The organism is Methylobacterium sp. J-059 (genome assembly GCF_022829485.1).
Lineage (GTDB): Bacteria > Pseudomonadota > Alphaproteobacteria > Rhizobiales > Beijerinckiaceae > Methylobacterium.
In genome coordinates this window covers 1-14,399 of record NZ_JAKSYA010000187.1, presented here as the reverse complement: position 1 = coordinate 14,399, position 14,399 = coordinate 1, and the positions used below count along the sequence as shown (strand labels likewise).

The 14,399-nt window shown below is 60.9% G+C and carries 23 protein-coding genes and 2 pseudogenes; 15 read left to right on the top strand and 10 right to left on the bottom strand.

Features of this window, described 5'->3' with window-relative positions:
- Positions 1-133: 133 nt before the first annotated feature.
- From MKK55_RS28700 to MKK55_RS28680, 5 genes are all read right to left on the bottom strand, one after another.
- Positions 134-1,033 (bottom strand): DUF4062 domain-containing protein, encoded by a 900-nt coding sequence (locus MKK55_RS28700; protein ID WP_243939100.1) that lies wholly within the window; start codon positions 1,031-1,033, stop codon positions 134-136.
- A 94-nt stretch (positions 1,034-1,127) separates the two neighbouring features.
- Entirely contained in the window at positions 1,128-1,394 is a 267-nt protein-coding gene (locus MKK55_RS28695) for a hypothetical protein (RefSeq protein WP_243939099.1), read from the bottom strand.
- A gap of 27 nt (positions 1,395-1,421) precedes the next feature.
- Positions 1,422-1,835, bottom strand: a complete 414-nt coding sequence (locus MKK55_RS28690; protein WP_243939098.1) for a BrnA antitoxin family protein — start codon at positions 1,833-1,835, stop codon at positions 1,422-1,424.
- Positions 1,790-2,119, bottom strand: a complete 330-nt coding sequence (locus tag MKK55_RS28685; RefSeq protein ID WP_243939097.1) for a BrnT family toxin — start codon at positions 2,117-2,119, stop codon at positions 1,790-1,792. The genes MKK55_RS28690 and MKK55_RS28685 overlap by 46 nt, the downstream gene beginning before the upstream one ends.
- 149 nt (positions 2,120-2,268) lie before the next feature.
- Positions 2,269-3,021: a helix-turn-helix domain-containing protein gene (locus MKK55_RS28680; RefSeq protein ID WP_243939096.1), complete on the bottom strand. Its 753-nt coding sequence runs from the start codon at positions 3,019-3,021 to the stop codon at positions 2,269-2,271.
- Between the two features lie 392 nt (positions 3,022-3,413).
- Here MKK55_RS28680 and MKK55_RS28675 point away from each other — a divergent pair, with 392 nt between their 5' ends.
- The 10 genes from MKK55_RS28675 to MKK55_RS28635 all read left to right on the top strand — a co-directional run bounded on the left by MKK55_RS28675 (position 3,414) and on the right by MKK55_RS28635 (position 7,297).
- On the top strand, positions 3,414-3,674 hold the full coding sequence (locus tag MKK55_RS28675) for a hypothetical protein (RefSeq protein ID WP_243939095.1): 261 nt from the start codon (positions 3,414-3,416) through the stop codon (positions 3,672-3,674).
- Positions 3,671-3,853 carry a hypothetical protein gene (locus MKK55_RS28670; RefSeq protein ID WP_243939094.1) on the top strand — a complete coding sequence of 61 codons (183 nt, stop codon included), beginning with the start codon at positions 3,671-3,673 and terminating at the stop codon, positions 3,851-3,853. The genes MKK55_RS28675 and MKK55_RS28670 overlap by 4 nt, the downstream gene beginning before the upstream one ends.
- Positions 3,854-4,033, top strand: coding sequence for a hypothetical protein (locus MKK55_RS28665; RefSeq protein ID WP_243939093.1), 180 nt, complete (start codon positions 3,854-3,856; stop codon positions 4,031-4,033).
- Complete coding sequence (locus MKK55_RS28660) at positions 4,030-4,332, top strand: hypothetical protein (RefSeq protein WP_243939092.1); 303 nt, start codon at positions 4,030-4,032, stop codon at positions 4,330-4,332. The genes MKK55_RS28665 and MKK55_RS28660 overlap by 4 nt, the downstream gene beginning before the upstream one ends.
- A gap of 78 nt (positions 4,333-4,410) precedes the next feature.
- Positions 4,411-4,614, top strand: coding sequence for a hypothetical protein (locus MKK55_RS28655; protein ID WP_243939091.1), 204 nt, complete (start codon positions 4,411-4,413; stop codon positions 4,612-4,614).
- Between the two features lie 30 nt (positions 4,615-4,644).
- On the top strand, positions 4,645-5,898 hold the full coding sequence (locus MKK55_RS28650; protein ID WP_243939090.1) for an AAA family ATPase: 1,254 nt from the start codon (positions 4,645-4,647) through the stop codon (positions 5,896-5,898).
- Between the two features lie 12 nt (positions 5,899-5,910).
- On the top strand, positions 5,911-6,183 hold the full coding sequence (locus MKK55_RS28645; protein ID WP_243939089.1) for a hypothetical protein: 273 nt from the start codon (positions 5,911-5,913) through the stop codon (positions 6,181-6,183).
- Positions 6,184-6,208: 25 nt separating this feature from the next.
- The gene (locus tag MKK55_RS29175; protein ID WP_279596408.1) at positions 6,209-6,337 is read left to right on the top strand and encodes a hypothetical protein; all 129 of its coding nucleotides are present in this window, start codon (positions 6,209-6,211) and stop codon (positions 6,335-6,337) included.
- Between the two features lie 44 nt (positions 6,338-6,381).
- The gene (locus tag MKK55_RS28640) at positions 6,382-6,933 is read left to right on the top strand and encodes a hypothetical protein (RefSeq protein WP_243939088.1); all 552 of its coding nucleotides are present in this window, start codon (positions 6,382-6,384) and stop codon (positions 6,931-6,933) included.
- A gap of 109 nt (positions 6,934-7,042) precedes the next feature.
- A complete protein-coding gene (locus MKK55_RS28635; RefSeq protein ID WP_243939087.1) occupies positions 7,043-7,297 on the top strand; it encodes a hypothetical protein in 255 nt (84 codons plus the stop codon).
- Between the two features lie 67 nt (positions 7,298-7,364).
- On the opposite strand, the gene MKK55_RS28630 is transcribed toward MKK55_RS28635, so the two are convergent.
- The 3 genes and pseudogenes from MKK55_RS28630 to MKK55_RS28620 form a co-directional block, all read right to left on the bottom strand.
- The gene (locus MKK55_RS28630) at positions 7,365-7,547 is read right to left on the bottom strand and encodes a hypothetical protein (RefSeq protein WP_243939086.1); all 183 of its coding nucleotides are present in this window, start codon (positions 7,545-7,547) and stop codon (positions 7,365-7,367) included.
- Positions 7,548-7,591: 44 nt separating this feature from the next.
- Positions 7,592-7,846, bottom strand: coding sequence for a helix-turn-helix domain-containing protein (locus MKK55_RS28625; protein WP_147859351.1), 255 nt, complete (start codon positions 7,844-7,846; stop codon positions 7,592-7,594).
- Between the two features lie 315 nt (positions 7,847-8,161).
- Positions 8,162-8,604, bottom strand: a pseudogene (locus tag MKK55_RS28620) (hypothetical protein).
- 264 nt (positions 8,605-8,868) lie between these two features.
- On the opposite strand from MKK55_RS28620, the gene MKK55_RS28615 reads away from it, so the two are divergent.
- Positions 8,869-9,549, top strand: coding sequence for a ParA family protein (locus MKK55_RS28615; protein ID WP_243939085.1), 681 nt, complete (start codon positions 8,869-8,871; stop codon positions 9,547-9,549).
- Positions 9,546-9,848 (top strand): hypothetical protein, encoded by a 303-nt coding sequence (locus tag MKK55_RS28610; protein ID WP_243939084.1) that lies wholly within the window; start codon positions 9,546-9,548, stop codon positions 9,846-9,848. The genes MKK55_RS28615 and MKK55_RS28610 overlap by 4 nt, the downstream gene beginning before the upstream one ends.
- 307 nt (positions 9,849-10,155) lie before the next feature.
- On the opposite strand, the gene MKK55_RS28600 is transcribed toward MKK55_RS28610, so the two are convergent.
- On the bottom strand, positions 10,156-10,383 hold the full coding sequence (locus MKK55_RS28600) for a hypothetical protein (RefSeq protein ID WP_243939082.1): 228 nt from the start codon (positions 10,381-10,383) through the stop codon (positions 10,156-10,158).
- A gap of 299 nt (positions 10,384-10,682) precedes the next feature.
- The gene (locus MKK55_RS29270; RefSeq protein ID WP_243939081.1) at positions 10,683-11,597 is read right to left on the bottom strand and encodes a nucleotidyltransferase family protein; all 915 of its coding nucleotides are present in this window, start codon (positions 11,595-11,597) and stop codon (positions 10,683-10,685) included.
- A 631-nt stretch (positions 11,598-12,228) separates the two neighbouring features.
- Here MKK55_RS29270 and MKK55_RS28590 point away from each other — a divergent pair.
- The 3 genes and pseudogenes from MKK55_RS28590 to MKK55_RS28580 form a co-directional block, all read left to right on the top strand.
- The gene (locus tag MKK55_RS28590) at positions 12,229-12,741 is read left to right on the top strand and encodes a hypothetical protein (protein ID WP_243939080.1); all 513 of its coding nucleotides are present in this window, start codon (positions 12,229-12,231) and stop codon (positions 12,739-12,741) included.
- A 25-nt stretch (positions 12,742-12,766) separates the two neighbouring features.
- A complete protein-coding gene (locus tag MKK55_RS28585) occupies positions 12,767-13,243 on the top strand; it encodes a hypothetical protein (RefSeq protein WP_243939079.1) in 477 nt (158 codons plus the stop codon).
- A gap of 465 nt (positions 13,244-13,708) precedes the next feature.
- Positions 13,709-14,399: pseudogene (locus MKK55_RS28580) on the top strand (hypothetical protein); the annotation flags it as partial.

Sequence of the window (14,399 nt, the reverse complement as noted above, 5' to 3'; positions counted from 1 at the left end):
GGTTGTTCGCTGCAGCGCAGCGACCTAGGTTCGCAGTGCGGGACGGCGATGGCGTCGCGGTCCCGCTGTCCTTCTTGGACGTTTCCTCCCAAGACTTCGGGCCGCTCCTTCGGGGGTGGCCTTTTTTGTTTGTCTATGCCTCCGAGGCTGCAACCTCAGCAACCGGATGAGCTTCCCCTCGGGCTGCGGCCGCGGCTTGCGCCTGATCGACGGCTTCGTATCCACTTGCGGTAAGCTCGAAGATTTCGCCTTTATGGCCCATATCCTGGACCAAGTTGTAGTTCAGCAATTGATTTAGCGCCTGCTCCCAACGTGCCATTGAGCGCCTGTCCTGTGAATCTCCAAACGACCTACTTCCTGCGTTAATCTGCACGCCTCCGATGAATGCGACCTTCATTATTATACCGTGACGATCTTCAGAGGCAGCCAACAATAGCTCGACGGCATCGCCCGAAATTGTAACACTCCGCCTTCCACCAGTCGCTGGTTCGTCATAAGCGGCCGGCAGCAGATCTTTCAAAAATTGGTTTTGGTTCAGAGTGATGCCAAGATGGGCAGAAAGCAGCGATCGAAAATGGTCCGCATCATTGAAGCGTTCGATCAATCCGCGCTGCTGACACCAATTCCGGAATTCCTTCAACGCTGCGTACTGCTCGACATCTAAGCTGTCTGGGACCACCGGCGCCGTCGAGAAATAGACCAGCGCCGGCTTACCGGCCTCGATGTGCCGCTCGATCTCCTCGGCGGTGCCGCTGGCGGCTTTTCCCGTCGGCGTACCGAGACGCGTCCAGAACACGCCGATCAGCAGATCGCAGTGCTCTAGGATGCGCGTGTTGATGAGTTCCTGAGCTGTCGAACTTCCCAGCTCGGGGGCCGAATGCGTCTCCCAGCCCGTCGGCATCAATACGGCCTGCCGGCTGCGGGAGTTCACGTAGTTCCATTCGTTGACGACCTCGCGCACGATCGCGCGCTCGCGAGGCACGTCGCTCGGCGAAGCGATCATCACCGGGATGACGGTTGCTTGGTAGGCCATATCGAACTCGGCGAATCGGCGGTGCGGAATGTGTCGGTATTGCTCGCATGAGCCGGCGGGATATCCGCCGGGGTACGGTTGTTGAAGCCACTTCCTAAGATCCAGCTGCGCGTGCGCCGAACCCTGCGTTGATGATCTGCGCGCCATAATCCTTAACAAAGGCACGCAGAACATTGCCAGATTGGGGATTTGAACCTTCTATCTTCGCGTGTGCAACACTATTTTCCAGCATAGTTAGCATTGCCTGTTGTAAGTTTGCATTTGGATACAATTGATGCAAGACCTGCAGAGTGATTTTATTGACGTATTCCATTGCGGCCAGCTTACCTTGAACCTCAAGAAACGGATCATCGATTTTCATTGCAGCACCTCTGTGTGGTATGCTTCGTCACGAGACGAAGCGCTTCATATCAACCGCATTTTCGATAGTGTCATTTGCCGGAGTTAGGGCTGGAGAAAGGACATGTAGCCCTGAAAAATCAATACGAAGATCTCGATGCTTCATTTCAAAACGAGCGAACACACTCATTTCTTCAGTTAGTAGGCTCGAAGCAAGGGCTTCGTTCATCCGAGTTTGCCATCTGGGACCCATTGCTTTGAACGCGGTCACCGTTTCAGCGTCGAGGCGGATGGTAACAGGCACCTTTTTGTTTGTGGCGAGTGGACGACCTCGCCTACGAACCGACGTAAGCGCAGCGAACACCTCGGCACTATGGACCTCGTGAGCGGGACGCATCTCAGTAAGCTCGGCCTGCGTCAGCGGCGGGGCTTCGTCGGGATCTTGGGTTGGGCGGCCAGCCATGATGCGCGCTCCTCTTTACTCGCAGGACGAAGGGAAATGACCCGAAAGCCAATCGGTGCTGGCTTGGGCGTGTAGACCAACATCACCGTGTAGCGGCCGATCTTGCCAACACCCTGATACCGGGGCTCGGGGTAGGGCTCGCCAGTCTCGGGGTGCGGGCGAGTGTCTTGCCGGACCTGTGCCGTCTCAAAGGCGAAGCCATCCGCTGCACTGAACGGAAGGTGCGCGCGACCCTTCAAGGTCACGTTCTTCGCGCTTTTTTTCGGGTCGAAGTCGCACGGCATGATTTATCGTACGCACAGGAAAAACGCAGGTCAATAAATTTTAGTGCGTACATAAAACATGGGCTGTCATCCCGACGTGCAACGATGAACCACCCCGCCTTGCCGGGCGCGGGCAGGAGTCGTCCGTCATGCCGAACGCCTGCGTGCGGCTACCGCATGGCTCGGCTCGTTCTGCCCTGCTCGCGAACTCCGGATCGGGCTTTGCCGCTCGGGTCGCCCGCCGCTTGTCGGCAGCCCTTTCGAGGGTTCCAAACTCCTGATTTCACAGGGTATGGAACATCAGTAGGCGTGCGCTTCGCGGATTTGCACCCTCCCCCCTCTGCGGGGGAGGGGTGAAGGTCGAGGACCGGCCCCTTCCGTGCCAGCCGGAGCCAAGCCGTCCACTCGACTGAAACGATGCGGACCACGTTGGTGTCGTTGCGGAAGCCGGTCACCCGCCGCTCCTCAACCGTGACCAGCCCGAGCTTGCGCGCCTCCCGGATCGCGTTGCGCACCGTCGTCTCGGCGACACCGACGATCGCCGCGAGGTGTCCGACGGCGAGCCGGCAGTCGCCCCGCCGGGCGGTCTCGGCCGCGACGAGCGAGAGCACCGCCTGCTCAGCCAGGGTAAACCGGGCCGCGAGGCTTGGTGGAAGCCGCCCAGAGGCCGCCCAGCGCCGTCGACGGGCCATCGAGGCATCCGTGCGCGGACGGGCGCCCATGCGGCTCCTGGGGGCCCCTAGAGGCTTTGGGGCGTGCGTTCCGACGTCAGCCTGCCGCGCCTCGATCAGCCCCGACAACGTCTCGGCCTCGGCCTCCGACACCTGCCCGGCCCCGTAGGCCTTCCACATCAGGGCCGCCACGGCGGGCAGGGTGATTCGCGGCGCGGCCTTGATCGCACGCCTCAACTCGTCGGCAAACATGGTCCTCGGCCCCTGATAGGGCCGCGACAGGTCGTTCCGGGCCGCCGTGAGGGCGTCCGGTCCACAGGGCAAAGCCTCATCGTTGCCGGAACCAGGGTTCCGACTTGACGCCCGAGGGCGCTTCATGGCTTGTGAGGGTTGGAAACGGGCCTCACAGCCTCTCGATTTCGACGGCGCCACCCTGCCAGGGGTCGGCGCCGTTGGCTTTTCAGGGGTCGACTTGCGGCGGCGGTGTCTCCTGATGCCGGCTCACGACTCGCCACTGGGCGCGGCGTGGCCGGACATGGCATGTCGGCCGGGCCGCACGGCTAAGTCAACGTCGAGGCAATGCCCCAACCTATCGCAAATCGCCCAACCGGCCGACCAGATCGGGACGTTCAGAGGCTCGCTCTATGGCAGACCCCACGACCGGCGACCTCATTAAGGCCAAGACGATCGCCTCCGACGAGGTGAACGCCGCGGTCGACGTGTTCATGCGCGACCCGACGGTGAGCCTGTTCCGGTTCGCGAGCGGGCACACGGTCGATCCGGCCGCTGCAGTGAAGGATCACGAGCCGTCGCGGAAGGCGGTCGCCAATCCGGAGGCCGGCGATCAGTACCGCAGCGGGATGGTGCGCACCGCGATCCTCCTGGCGCGGCCGGTGGCGACGTGAAGCCCGAGCCGCCGACACCTATCGGGTATGTGTTCGCATTTTTCGCTGCGGCCGGGGCGGTGATGGCTCTCGTGTTTTGGATCTTCGGCGGCGGCACCGATCGGCTCTATATGGCCGGCTTGAGCGCTGTCATGGCCTTCATCTTTTACCTCGGCGGTCGCTCGGGGTTTATGCAGTAGATGAGCGACGACCCGTTCCACGAAGCCGTCGTAGCCCTTCGCGCGATCGGCCTGTACGTCGAGCCAACTGGCGACGACCTGAGCCTGTGGCTCGTGAATGGCGAGGAGATGACCGACACGGGCCTGATGAAGCTTGCCTCGCTGCTGGGCCTCGCGCCGGGCTCGGCGACGATCCAGTGAAAGGCGTGCCAAGGCACCGGCGCAACCCACGGCGCTGGTACGACGCCGACGGCATCGAGCAGCCGCCGGCCACGATCGCGAACAGCAAGGCGAACGGCGCCCGTGGGCTGCTAGTGTTTTGCGAGTGCGGGCACAGCGGCGCGATGTCGTTCGACGGCCTGCCGGACGATCTGCCTGTGCCGGACGTCGCCCTGCTGCTGGTGTGCTCGGTCTGCGGGCGGAAGAATCGGATCAGCACCCGGCCCGACTTCAAGGGCGCGCACACCGGGGCGGGGCCGAAGCTGCGGTCGGTGGAGTAGCGCGGCCAGCGCCTGTCCGCCGCGTTTCGCCTCCCGGCCCGCGCCCCTACCCCCGCCGGCCCACATCCGGCGAGACCCATGGCATCACCCGCACCGATCCGACCCACGCCCTCCGACGTCCAGGCCTGGCGTAACGCGCTCGAAGCCATGAAGCCCACGGTGCCGCCTTGCCCGGGCTTCTCGGCTCAGCGCTGGCAGGAGGCGCGCGAGGCGGCGATCGACTTCCTTTATCGGTTCGGTGCCGCTGCGGTTTACCAGCTAGTTGACGAAAACCGCCCTTAGTTTGCTAACATGCGCCGGTGAGACGGGGGGATGAGCATGGCGTTCGGCGTTCCAGGCAAGACACCAACGACCCACGAGGACTGGCAGCGGCGTGTACTGGATGCGCTCGATGCATTCAGTCCAGGCGCTCCAATTGACGAAGCAAGCTTGCTTGCGGGCCGGTCAAGCCAGATTGATCGAATGATTGAGACTGTGTTCCAGCGTGGGCAGCACGCCATTTTATATGGTGAGCGCGGTGTTGGTAAATCGTCTTTAGCTAATACTTTTTCCGCGAAGGTGGTTGGTGGCGCAAGAATCATTACAAGCGTACCAGTAAATTGCCATCCTAGCGATGATTTCTCTCGTATTTGGCGTAACGTCTTTCGACGCCTTTCGCGGGAAGGCAAACCTGTCTCTGAGTATTACCCTAGTGAGATATATCCGGACGATGTTGTTGTAGAATTAAGCCAGTTTTCTTTAAATACTATACCTATTATAATATTAGATGAATTTGATAAGCTAATGGATCAAAAGGCTCGTAATTTGGTTGCTAATACTATCAAAGATTTATCAGATAGGTCGGTCAAGGCTACGATAATATTGGTAGGTGTTGCAGACTCTATCGGCGACTTGATAGACGAGCATCAATCGATTTCGAGATGCTTGCACCAGATCCAAATGCAGCGAATGATGCCGTCTGAACTTAAAGAGATAGTGTCGTCGCGCCTTGGTCCGCTCGGCATGCTAATTCGTGGGGACGCCCTAAACCACGTTGTGTCGTTATCGCGCGGGCTGCCTCATTACACTCATTTGTTTGGTCAACAAGCAGCTAAGAAGGCACTTGAAGCCAAGACGCTTGTAATTGATTTAGAGCATCTAGACGCCGCTCTCCCAGACTGCATAGAGAGAACGGATCAAATGCTCCGAAAAAACTACCATAAAGCAGTTTCAAGCCCAAGACGCGAAAATATTTACACAGAGGTGCTTTTGGCGTCTGCGCTTGCGCCTGTTGATGATCTTGGATATTTTGCGCCAGCAGATCTTCGCACGCCGCTCAGTGAATTATTGCTTCGAGATGCGCCAGTTTCTTTGTATGGCCAGCACCTCAAAAAATTATGCGAGAACGACAGAGGCAATCCTTTAGAAATTACGGGCACAGACAGAAAATTTCGATATAGATTTGTTGAGCCGATGATGCAGCCATTTATATTGATGAATGGCCTGAAAAAAGGCTTGATTACCCGGAAGCAGATAGAAGATCTCGCCGCCAACCATTACCATTCTGCTATCGTCGGCGAGCTTTAGCTGTGAGGCACCATGGCCAAGGCAATCCTCTCGCTCTTCGGCGGGGTCAGCGCGTTCTTCGGCGTTATGGTGATCGGGGCGGCTTTCGTGCTTCGCTATCGAGGATGGGACCTCGGCGTCGCCCTAGCGGCAGGATCTTCCTTGCTTCTCGCAGCTGGGCCGCTCCTTGGTCTCGCCGAGATCATCCACCTGCTTGAACGCATCGCGGCGAACACGGCACGTCGTGGGACGTCGGACGAGCGGATCGAGCCGGTGTTTACGGTCGAGGGGCGAAGCATCACTTGACTGCACCGTCGACCAAGCCGGGCGGGTGATCTTCTACGTGTGCGCCGAGCCCGAGCGGCGGATGAACAACAAGCGCCTGTCGCCAGAGGAAGGCATCGCGGTCGCCCAGATCGCCGCGCGGGCGCTGACGGACCGAGTCGGGCGTGGCAAGTGATTTGCAGCCGTGAAGATCAATAACTTAGGGCAGGTCTCGTAAAAATGGCCAGTCATACCGATCAATACGAACACGTCGATATCGGAACTCAAGCAGAAATTAATAATATGTTCGCCCTACGTGGGCGGATTATTACTAGCTACTCACAAATAGAATTTCTGGTCGGGGACCTGTTTCGGCTTCTACAGAGGTCGTATAACAAGGCGGACGAGGATGAAGTCCCCCTTCCTTATCGGATCGAAGGGCGCATAAGATCTCTAACAAGACTATGCTCAAATATTAGCGATATGGACCCCTACCGTACCAAGTTAAAAAATGGTCTCGACGAGATATTAGAATTTTCAGAGCTTAGAAACTATATGGCGCATGGATATGTCGATGTAGACAAATATTTAGACGGTTATAAATTTAGATTTTTGATGTACAAATTTCTTCCCAAGGGCGAAGTTGAGCTTCACAAAATGGACGTCCAACTAGACAAGCTACAAAGAACCTCGGACGTGATCAATGAATGCACCGAGCGCCTTATGGAGCTTGTCAGAGAAATCTACATTACGCTGGGTTTACAGGACAATCGAGACGTCGGGAAAAGCTGATTATCAACGAAAAAGCCCGCCGCGGCGGGTGCCGGGCGGGCTGGTCTGACGAGTGACCCGCGAGCAAAGCCGAGAGAGGCAGACCCATCCCCGATCTGATCACAGAGCTATGAGCATGCCCGTCAGCGAGCATCCGATCTTCGTGACCTTCAACGCCCCAACATGGCAGGTGACGCTCAGCGGGTTCGATGTCGGCGAGGTCACCGACCGGGCGATCGCCTATGTCATCCCCCGTCTGCCAGCGAGAAACATGCTCAAGGTCACGATCAGGACCAAGCAGGCTGGTGCGGAGGATCAGATCCGGGCTGGCATAGAGGCTGCGATCGCTGCTGAGCGTAGCCGGCGCGGTCACATGGTCCAATAGGCGACGGCTGCCGTGGCAACTGTGACCGCGAGCACGGCGATCATCACCATGAGGAAAGGGTCGTCGGTCACGTCCCGCCCCGGCCGTAAGCCTGCAGCGCGACCCGGCCAGCCTCGGTGATCGCCCATTCACGTGCGCCATCGGAGGCCGTGACCCCGGTCATCGTGGCGTAGCCATGCTTCTCTAGCTGTATGGGTTTGTGGAACGACGCGCTGTAGAGGCGCGGTCCTTGGGACAGCAACGTCAGCATGTAGTGCAGGCTCGGGGACATCTTCCCCTTTCGGGCCGGCCCCCTCACGGCGCCTTCCGCTCCCGGAACCGGATGCCGGCGCCGCCCCCGTTCTCAGGGATGAACTCCAGCCCGGCGCGCTCGAAGGCCTCGACCAGGGCGCGGTTGTTCATGGTCGCCATCCGCGCGGTCTCCTCCTTCGTCTCGAAGGCGCCGATCGTCGATCCGGGGACGCCAGACACCTCGACGAGATCCTTTTGCTGCCAGCCCACGAGGGCGCGGGCAGCGCGACACATGCGCGGCGTGAGCTTGATGGACATGGCCTGACCAGTGGGAGACACGCCAAACAGTATCTCAGATACCGTCCTGTTAATATCCCATCGTTCATCTGTATGCTAAATACCGTTCGATATGCAAGCTACTGACATGTCACAGCGCCGCCTCTCCTGGACCACCGCTCCTCGTGACCTGATGCCGGCTGCCGGCTCGGTCGCCTGACCCGGCGCCCGCACTCCCCTTCGCCATCCCTGACCACCGCCACGAGCCTGTTGGAGTCCGAATGATGACGCACGCTTGCATCCTGGATTTCTCGACCTACTCCTGCGTTTCACGCGTCGGCATAAACCTTCAGTCCCTCAGAACGCCCCGTAGGCGCCCCCGAACAGATCCCCAACCGCTCGAGCGCCGCATAAGCGTCGCTCGCCGTCTCCGGCGATGCTCGGGGCCGTCGTGCAGGATGTGACAGCGCTGGCACCAAGCGGCGAGGTTGCGGGCGTCGTTTACGCTGGTGTCGTGGTTTCGGCGCGCGGTGGCGAGGTAGATGCGGGTCTGACGCACGGCGCTCGCGATCTCCGCTGCCGCCGGCTGTGTCGCGAGCTGCCGGCCGCGGTCGCAGCGCCAGCGCCAGCGCCCAGCGTCCTCGTCCCACCACCGGCCGTCGCCAAGGTGCCGGACGACCCAGGCCGTGCGGGCGCCCGCATTGCTCACAGTGTCCCTTAGCACGGACGAACCGGATCTTGTGCGAGAGTCGCGGCCAATCGATCAGGTAGAAGAAGCGGTGCTCAGGCCGGATCGGCATGGGGCTCTACGCCAGGGATTCATCAATCTGACTGGAGCTTAGCGATCTCGGCAGAGGCCGCCTACATCTGCACGTCAGCAGATGCTACCAATAGCTATCATTGCATAGCACAGCCTAGCCCATCCTCGCCTAGCTGGGCGTAGGCGTTGAACGCGCAGGATAGGGGAGCCCCCTGTGCCATAGGGTCGGAGAGGGGATTAACCCCTTGGTAACCGTTCGCTCCCTACCCTGCCGGACCCTATGCTTCGACAGGAGATCAGCGGCATGCCGGTCATATCGGTAGCAAACCCCAAGGGGGGCGCTGGAAAGTCGACCACCGCCCTGGTGCTGGGCACGACGTTGGCCGCCCACGGCGCCACCGTCACAATGCTCGACTGCGACCCCAACCGGCCGATCGCCTCCTGGGCTCGCGGGGGCAGCGCTACCGCCATGAAGGTGCTGGGCGATGTCGGCGAGAGCGGCATCGTCTCGGCGATCGACGCCGAGCGTGCTGCTCGCCAGTTCGTGCTGGTCGACCTCGAAGGTACCGCGAGCCGCATGGTCTCGCGCGCCATCATGCGTTCAGACCTGGTGCTGATCCCAATGCAGGCCAGCGCCGTCGACGCCGCCCAGGCCGCCCGTGCCGTCAGCCTAGTGCAGGAAGAGGAGCAGGTCGTCGGCCGCGCGATCCCGTTCCGGGTGCTGTTCACGCGGACTTCGCCGGCGATACCGACCAGGAACGAGCGGCTGATCATCGATGAGCTGAGAGGGGCCGGCATTCCGGTTCTCACGAACCACCTCAACGAACGGGCCGCCTACAAAAGCATGTTCACGTACAGCCGGTCGCTCGCTGAGCTGGACCCCACCCTCGTGAACGGCCTCCCAGCGGCGCAGGACAACGCCGAGCGCCTGTCGGAAGAGATCATTGAATTGGTCAGCGGCCTGAACGTGAGGGCAGCCGCGTGAACACCAAGCCATCCTTCGGCTTCGGCAAGCTCGCCGAGATCCATCCGAATGCGCCTGACCCGGCGACGCCAGTTACCCGGGAGATCGACCGCGTGGCGGAGAAGCTCGGCTTCCCCAGCCGCGAGGTACCGACCCGCCGGAAGCGCCGTATCGCCGTGGATGAGCCGACCGACCAGCTCAACCTCCGGGCAGCCATCACGGACATCAACCAGTTCGTGGAGTGGTGCGAGACGGAGCGGATGTCCTACCGCGAGGGCTTTGGACGACTAGTAGCGATGATCGGGAAAACCTCCGCATGATTGAGGCGGCCGTTCTTATAGCGATCACCGCGGCCCTCAGCGCGGCAGCAGCCGGCGCAATCAGCGCGCCGGCTGCGGAGTGAGGGAAGGCGGGACGGCTCCCGACCTTCCCCTGCTCGAACTCGCCACGGAGAATGCCGAGCTGCGCCTTCAGCTCGCAGAGGCGCAAGATCAGCTCATCGAGATGGCTGTCGACGCCGGCGAGCTGCAAGCCCTTATCGAGGGCTTGCAAGCCGAGCTGTCTGAGGCGCGGGCGGAGCGAGACGCACTGCGGATCCGGTCGACGCGCCTCGCTTCGTAGAGCGGGTTAGCGACCCTGCTGAGGCACCGGCTGCTGTGCCTGCCGTGCGGCCTGCTCATTGGCGAGATGCCGGCCGACGGCGCACCCACCGAGAGCCCCCAGGACACCGTGGCCCGCGTAGTGACCAGCAATTCCGCCGAGGATCGCGCCCTTGATGCAGCCCTTCGCCTCTGCCCCCGTGCTGAGGGCGATGACAGAGAGGCCCATTGTAGCGACGACAAACAAGCGCTTCATCACGACTGCACCCCTTCAGTGGGACACGAAGAGCAGCTACCAGCCGCCCGGTGCAGATGTCGGGTGGGGAGACCTGCTACACAAGGCGGTCAACTCGAGCGGCATGTCAGGGTCGCTTTCGACCGTTATCTCGACGGTAGATTTCCAGGCACGCAATCCCGACAGGAAGTAGCAACCCGGTGGCTGCCTCGTGAAGCGCAATCCGCTCGTCCGAAAAACGGTCGTTTATCCGACATAACATCGCGTCGGTGTCGGTCTTGCTGACGCTAACATTTGCTAACAGGCGCGGCCCCTGCTGATTAGCCCGAGGCACGAGACCAGAGTATGATCGCCGAAACCTTCGCGGCGCGGGCCTCCCTGCTTTCGACCTCGCCAGATCGGGCGAACAGTTCCAGGCTTACATGCCGCCCGACAATTGCAGTGAGTTCCTTCCCCCACCGGTCCCCGAGCGCCGTGTAGTTGCCGAGCGGCCAGTCGGTCCCTACCTTGTCGGAATAATCCGGCTCTCCGTCAATGAGCACGAGGCCGATGTCCAAATCGCTGTCTGGCCGTGCTGTCCCCTTCGCACGGCTGCCGTAAATCCATAGCTGAGCCACTTCCGATCTGCCGGCGGCCCAAGCCACGAGCCCCGTCAGCCACGCAGGCTCAACGTCGAGCCCAAGGTGCTCAAGTCCGGGATCCATGAACGGCGATAGCGAGATCTCGCCAAGGTGCTTTGGATAAGCGCGGACGAAGGCGGCTAGCACCTGTTGAGCGCACACGTCGAGAAAGAACCGTTGCCCGTCCACCTCGACCGCAAGGCCAGGCGCATCCAACCGGCCTTCATCCAATCCGGCGACGAAGGTATCAAGTGCGAATTGCGGCACGTCGCGTTCACTGCCCGCTAGTAGGGGCAGCTTTTCCGGGTGCTTCATGCCGTTGGCGATCGCCAGAACGATAGAAGCCTGAGCACACCGAGCTTCCACCGTTGCTTGCACACGCTTCAAGGCGTTCCGAACCGCTGTCTTGCGTGCGTTTCCAGACATGCCGCCGAAGCCAGGCTGTGCTTGGACCTCGGCGAGCGCAAGGGAGTCGGCGACGTGGCAGATCACGAGGCACGCCAGATAGGCGAGTCGCCTATCATGTCGTGCGGTTCGGAACTCGGTCAGCGTCGGCAGCACGATCGCCCTGACGTACTCCTGCGGCGTCATCGGCACGTTTGGATTGTTGCTCACACGCATTCTCTGGTCGGCGAACGTTGGGAAGCTCGCCGTATTTTGCCTGAACGCGCGCGATGCGATCCAATGACGTTCGGATGGCAGCACGGGTTGCTTGCAGCATTGCATCGTACTCGGCGCGATGGGCCCTAACTCGATCAATGAGCATCTGAGTCTCTCGCAACGCGCGCTCTTCCAGCGGATGCATGCCGGCCCTCTCAGTACCCAGAACCGCGGAACGTTAGCGTGTGCCCGCTGCAGGCCGCCTAGACCCAAGTCAAGCCTTTCAATCCACCTTAGGATGCTTGCCGCCTCGCACGGATCATCCAGGCGTCGCGGTTTGCGCGGGCCACGGCCAACTCAGCCTGCAACTCCTCGACATGAACAGGCACATCGCGAAGAAACGGTTAGGGGTGGGATTTGTGGGAGGGGCAGACCTTAGCCAGGCCACGGAAGCGAGCGGCTGAGCTGGCCATGGGCAGGCGAGCTTGCATTGGAACTACAACTTCTGAGGGAGAAATTAAGAAATCGTTAACCATACCGTGTCCGTCTCGTCCCGCATTCGCAGCCTGATTTCGGGTTCGTCCCTGAGCGCAACGACGAGCCGCGGTTCCTCACGACCAACGGAATGCATCAGCAGGGACAACCGATGGACCAGATAAAGCATTCTCTGGCCGAAGCATTGGAGCGGACAAGAACCTCATCCTGCGACGCACGCGAACCGACCGTGGAGCCCAACGCTTGTAATTTGGTCCTGTTGGCCGCAGCTTCGGAGGAGCGAGATCAAACTCACAACCGAAACGAAGATGTTTACTCCGCCGATAAATGGCCGCGACTACTAGAGCGTGTCCAAGACGCAGCTAAGTACATCCGCGATATCGAAGATGGAGCACAGGAGCAGGAATTTCGCGTCCAAGAACTTTTAAAGCAGGTGCGGGTCGACATGGATTCCGCTCGAGCGCGAGCGCTGACTGCCGAGAGGCATGCGCGCGAGGTCGAGATGCGAGCCGCTAAGCTTATCCAGGCCGCCGAGGAACGGGCTGTGGCGGCTGAACAGATGCTTCAGCGCATCTCGCAAACGATCGAAGCCGAATTCGCGGTACAGCCCAGCGATCGGCAGCCTACGCGCGGCCGCACGTACACAACACGGGTTGCGTCGTGACAGCTAGAAGAACGGGAGGCTCACGATGACGGCGTTGAACGAAGCGTTCTGGACGGAGCTTGATGCCCGGATCGCGACGGACCGGTCGACAACCAAACCGTCTTCGACGGCCAAGATTACTCCGCTCACCAGTACGACGACCTCAGAAATGCGCTCGGCTAAGCCGACTGAAGTAGTTACCCGTCCAGCGGCAGATTGGGCCCAGGTCCTAGATACCGTCTCAGCTGCCAAAGGTACGGCTCAAGAACGAGAGGCACAGTTGCGTGAGGAGTCTATAACTCGCGCCGCACTCACTGCGGACCTTCAACTGGCTCAGCAGGAAATTCACGCGTTCAGGACACTATTACAGGAAACACGGGCGCAGGCGGATGCACGCGTACACCAAGCGGAAGAACGTGCACGAGCCGCGGAACTGCGAGCAACGGCAGCTGAGATTTGGCTGAAACAGATCGAACAAGCCACCAGGGGCCTTCTACCTGACAGCTTCCACGCAATTCTCTGAATTAGAGCGATCAGCGCCGAAGCCAATGTTCTCAGAAGCTGATTGGCGACATATCCAAATTTTGTATTATATTTAAGTTATATCAACGCAATATTCGAGCCATCATAGACGATTCAAACTGAAAAATATTAATGAAACCAATTTTCTATGCTGATAGATGCCGCAACCTGGAAAGTACGATTTATTGGGATGATGCGGATGGAGGCCCGTCGCATCAGCGAACAAAATCAACTCTCGGTTGCAATTTAAAACCTCCATTAAGCATTCCCGCCCAGGTTGCATACCACCGGCCGCGAGTGTTCTGCGTTGCAATTTTTCCGGTCGATGCAGGCTCGCGGCATGGCTCCCTGTCGGAGTGTTTTCATGTCTCGTCGCCAGAACCACGCGCCTGCACACCCGTGCTTCACATCCCGTAAGGCCATCCCCTCGCGCGGGACGATCGCGCTTCCGTTGCTCGGCGGCTTGATGTTCCTTGGCCCCGCCGGCACCGCTCAGGCGCAGTTCCTGCGCGGTGCCCTCGACACAGTAGTGACGCCCGTCACCACGGCGGTCACCGGGACCACCGGATCGCTCGCCAGTGTTAGCGCTACCCTCGGCGGCGGCTCACTCGCCAATGTCGGCGCTACCCTCGGCGGCGGATCGGTCGCGACGGTCGGTGCCACCGTCGGGGGCGGTGCCGTCGCCAACGTTGGAGCGACGGTTGGCGGCGGATCGGTCGCGACGGTGGGGGCGACCGTCGGGGGCGGCTCGATCGCGGACGTCGGCGCGACCGTGGGCGGCGGCACCGTCGCCAACGTCGGAGCCACGGTTGGGGGTGGAACGATCGTCGGACTCGGTGCGACGGTCGGGGGTGGATCGGTCGCCGGAGCCGGCGCTACGGTCGGGGGCGGCACAATTGTCGATGCCGGGGCGACCATCGGCGGCGGCACGATTGGATCCGTCGGCGTGTCGGTCGGCGGCGGAACCGGGACCACCGCCGGAACCGGAACCGGAACCGGCACGACGGGCGGCACCGCCTGCAATCCCTGCACGGGCGGCGGAGCCGGACCCGGCGGCGGCGGCGGCAGCACCGTGTACGATCCGGCCCGCATCGCGGCGATCGAGCTGCGGCTGTCGAACGCCGAGAACCTGCCGATCCGCGGCAACAACGTCAGCC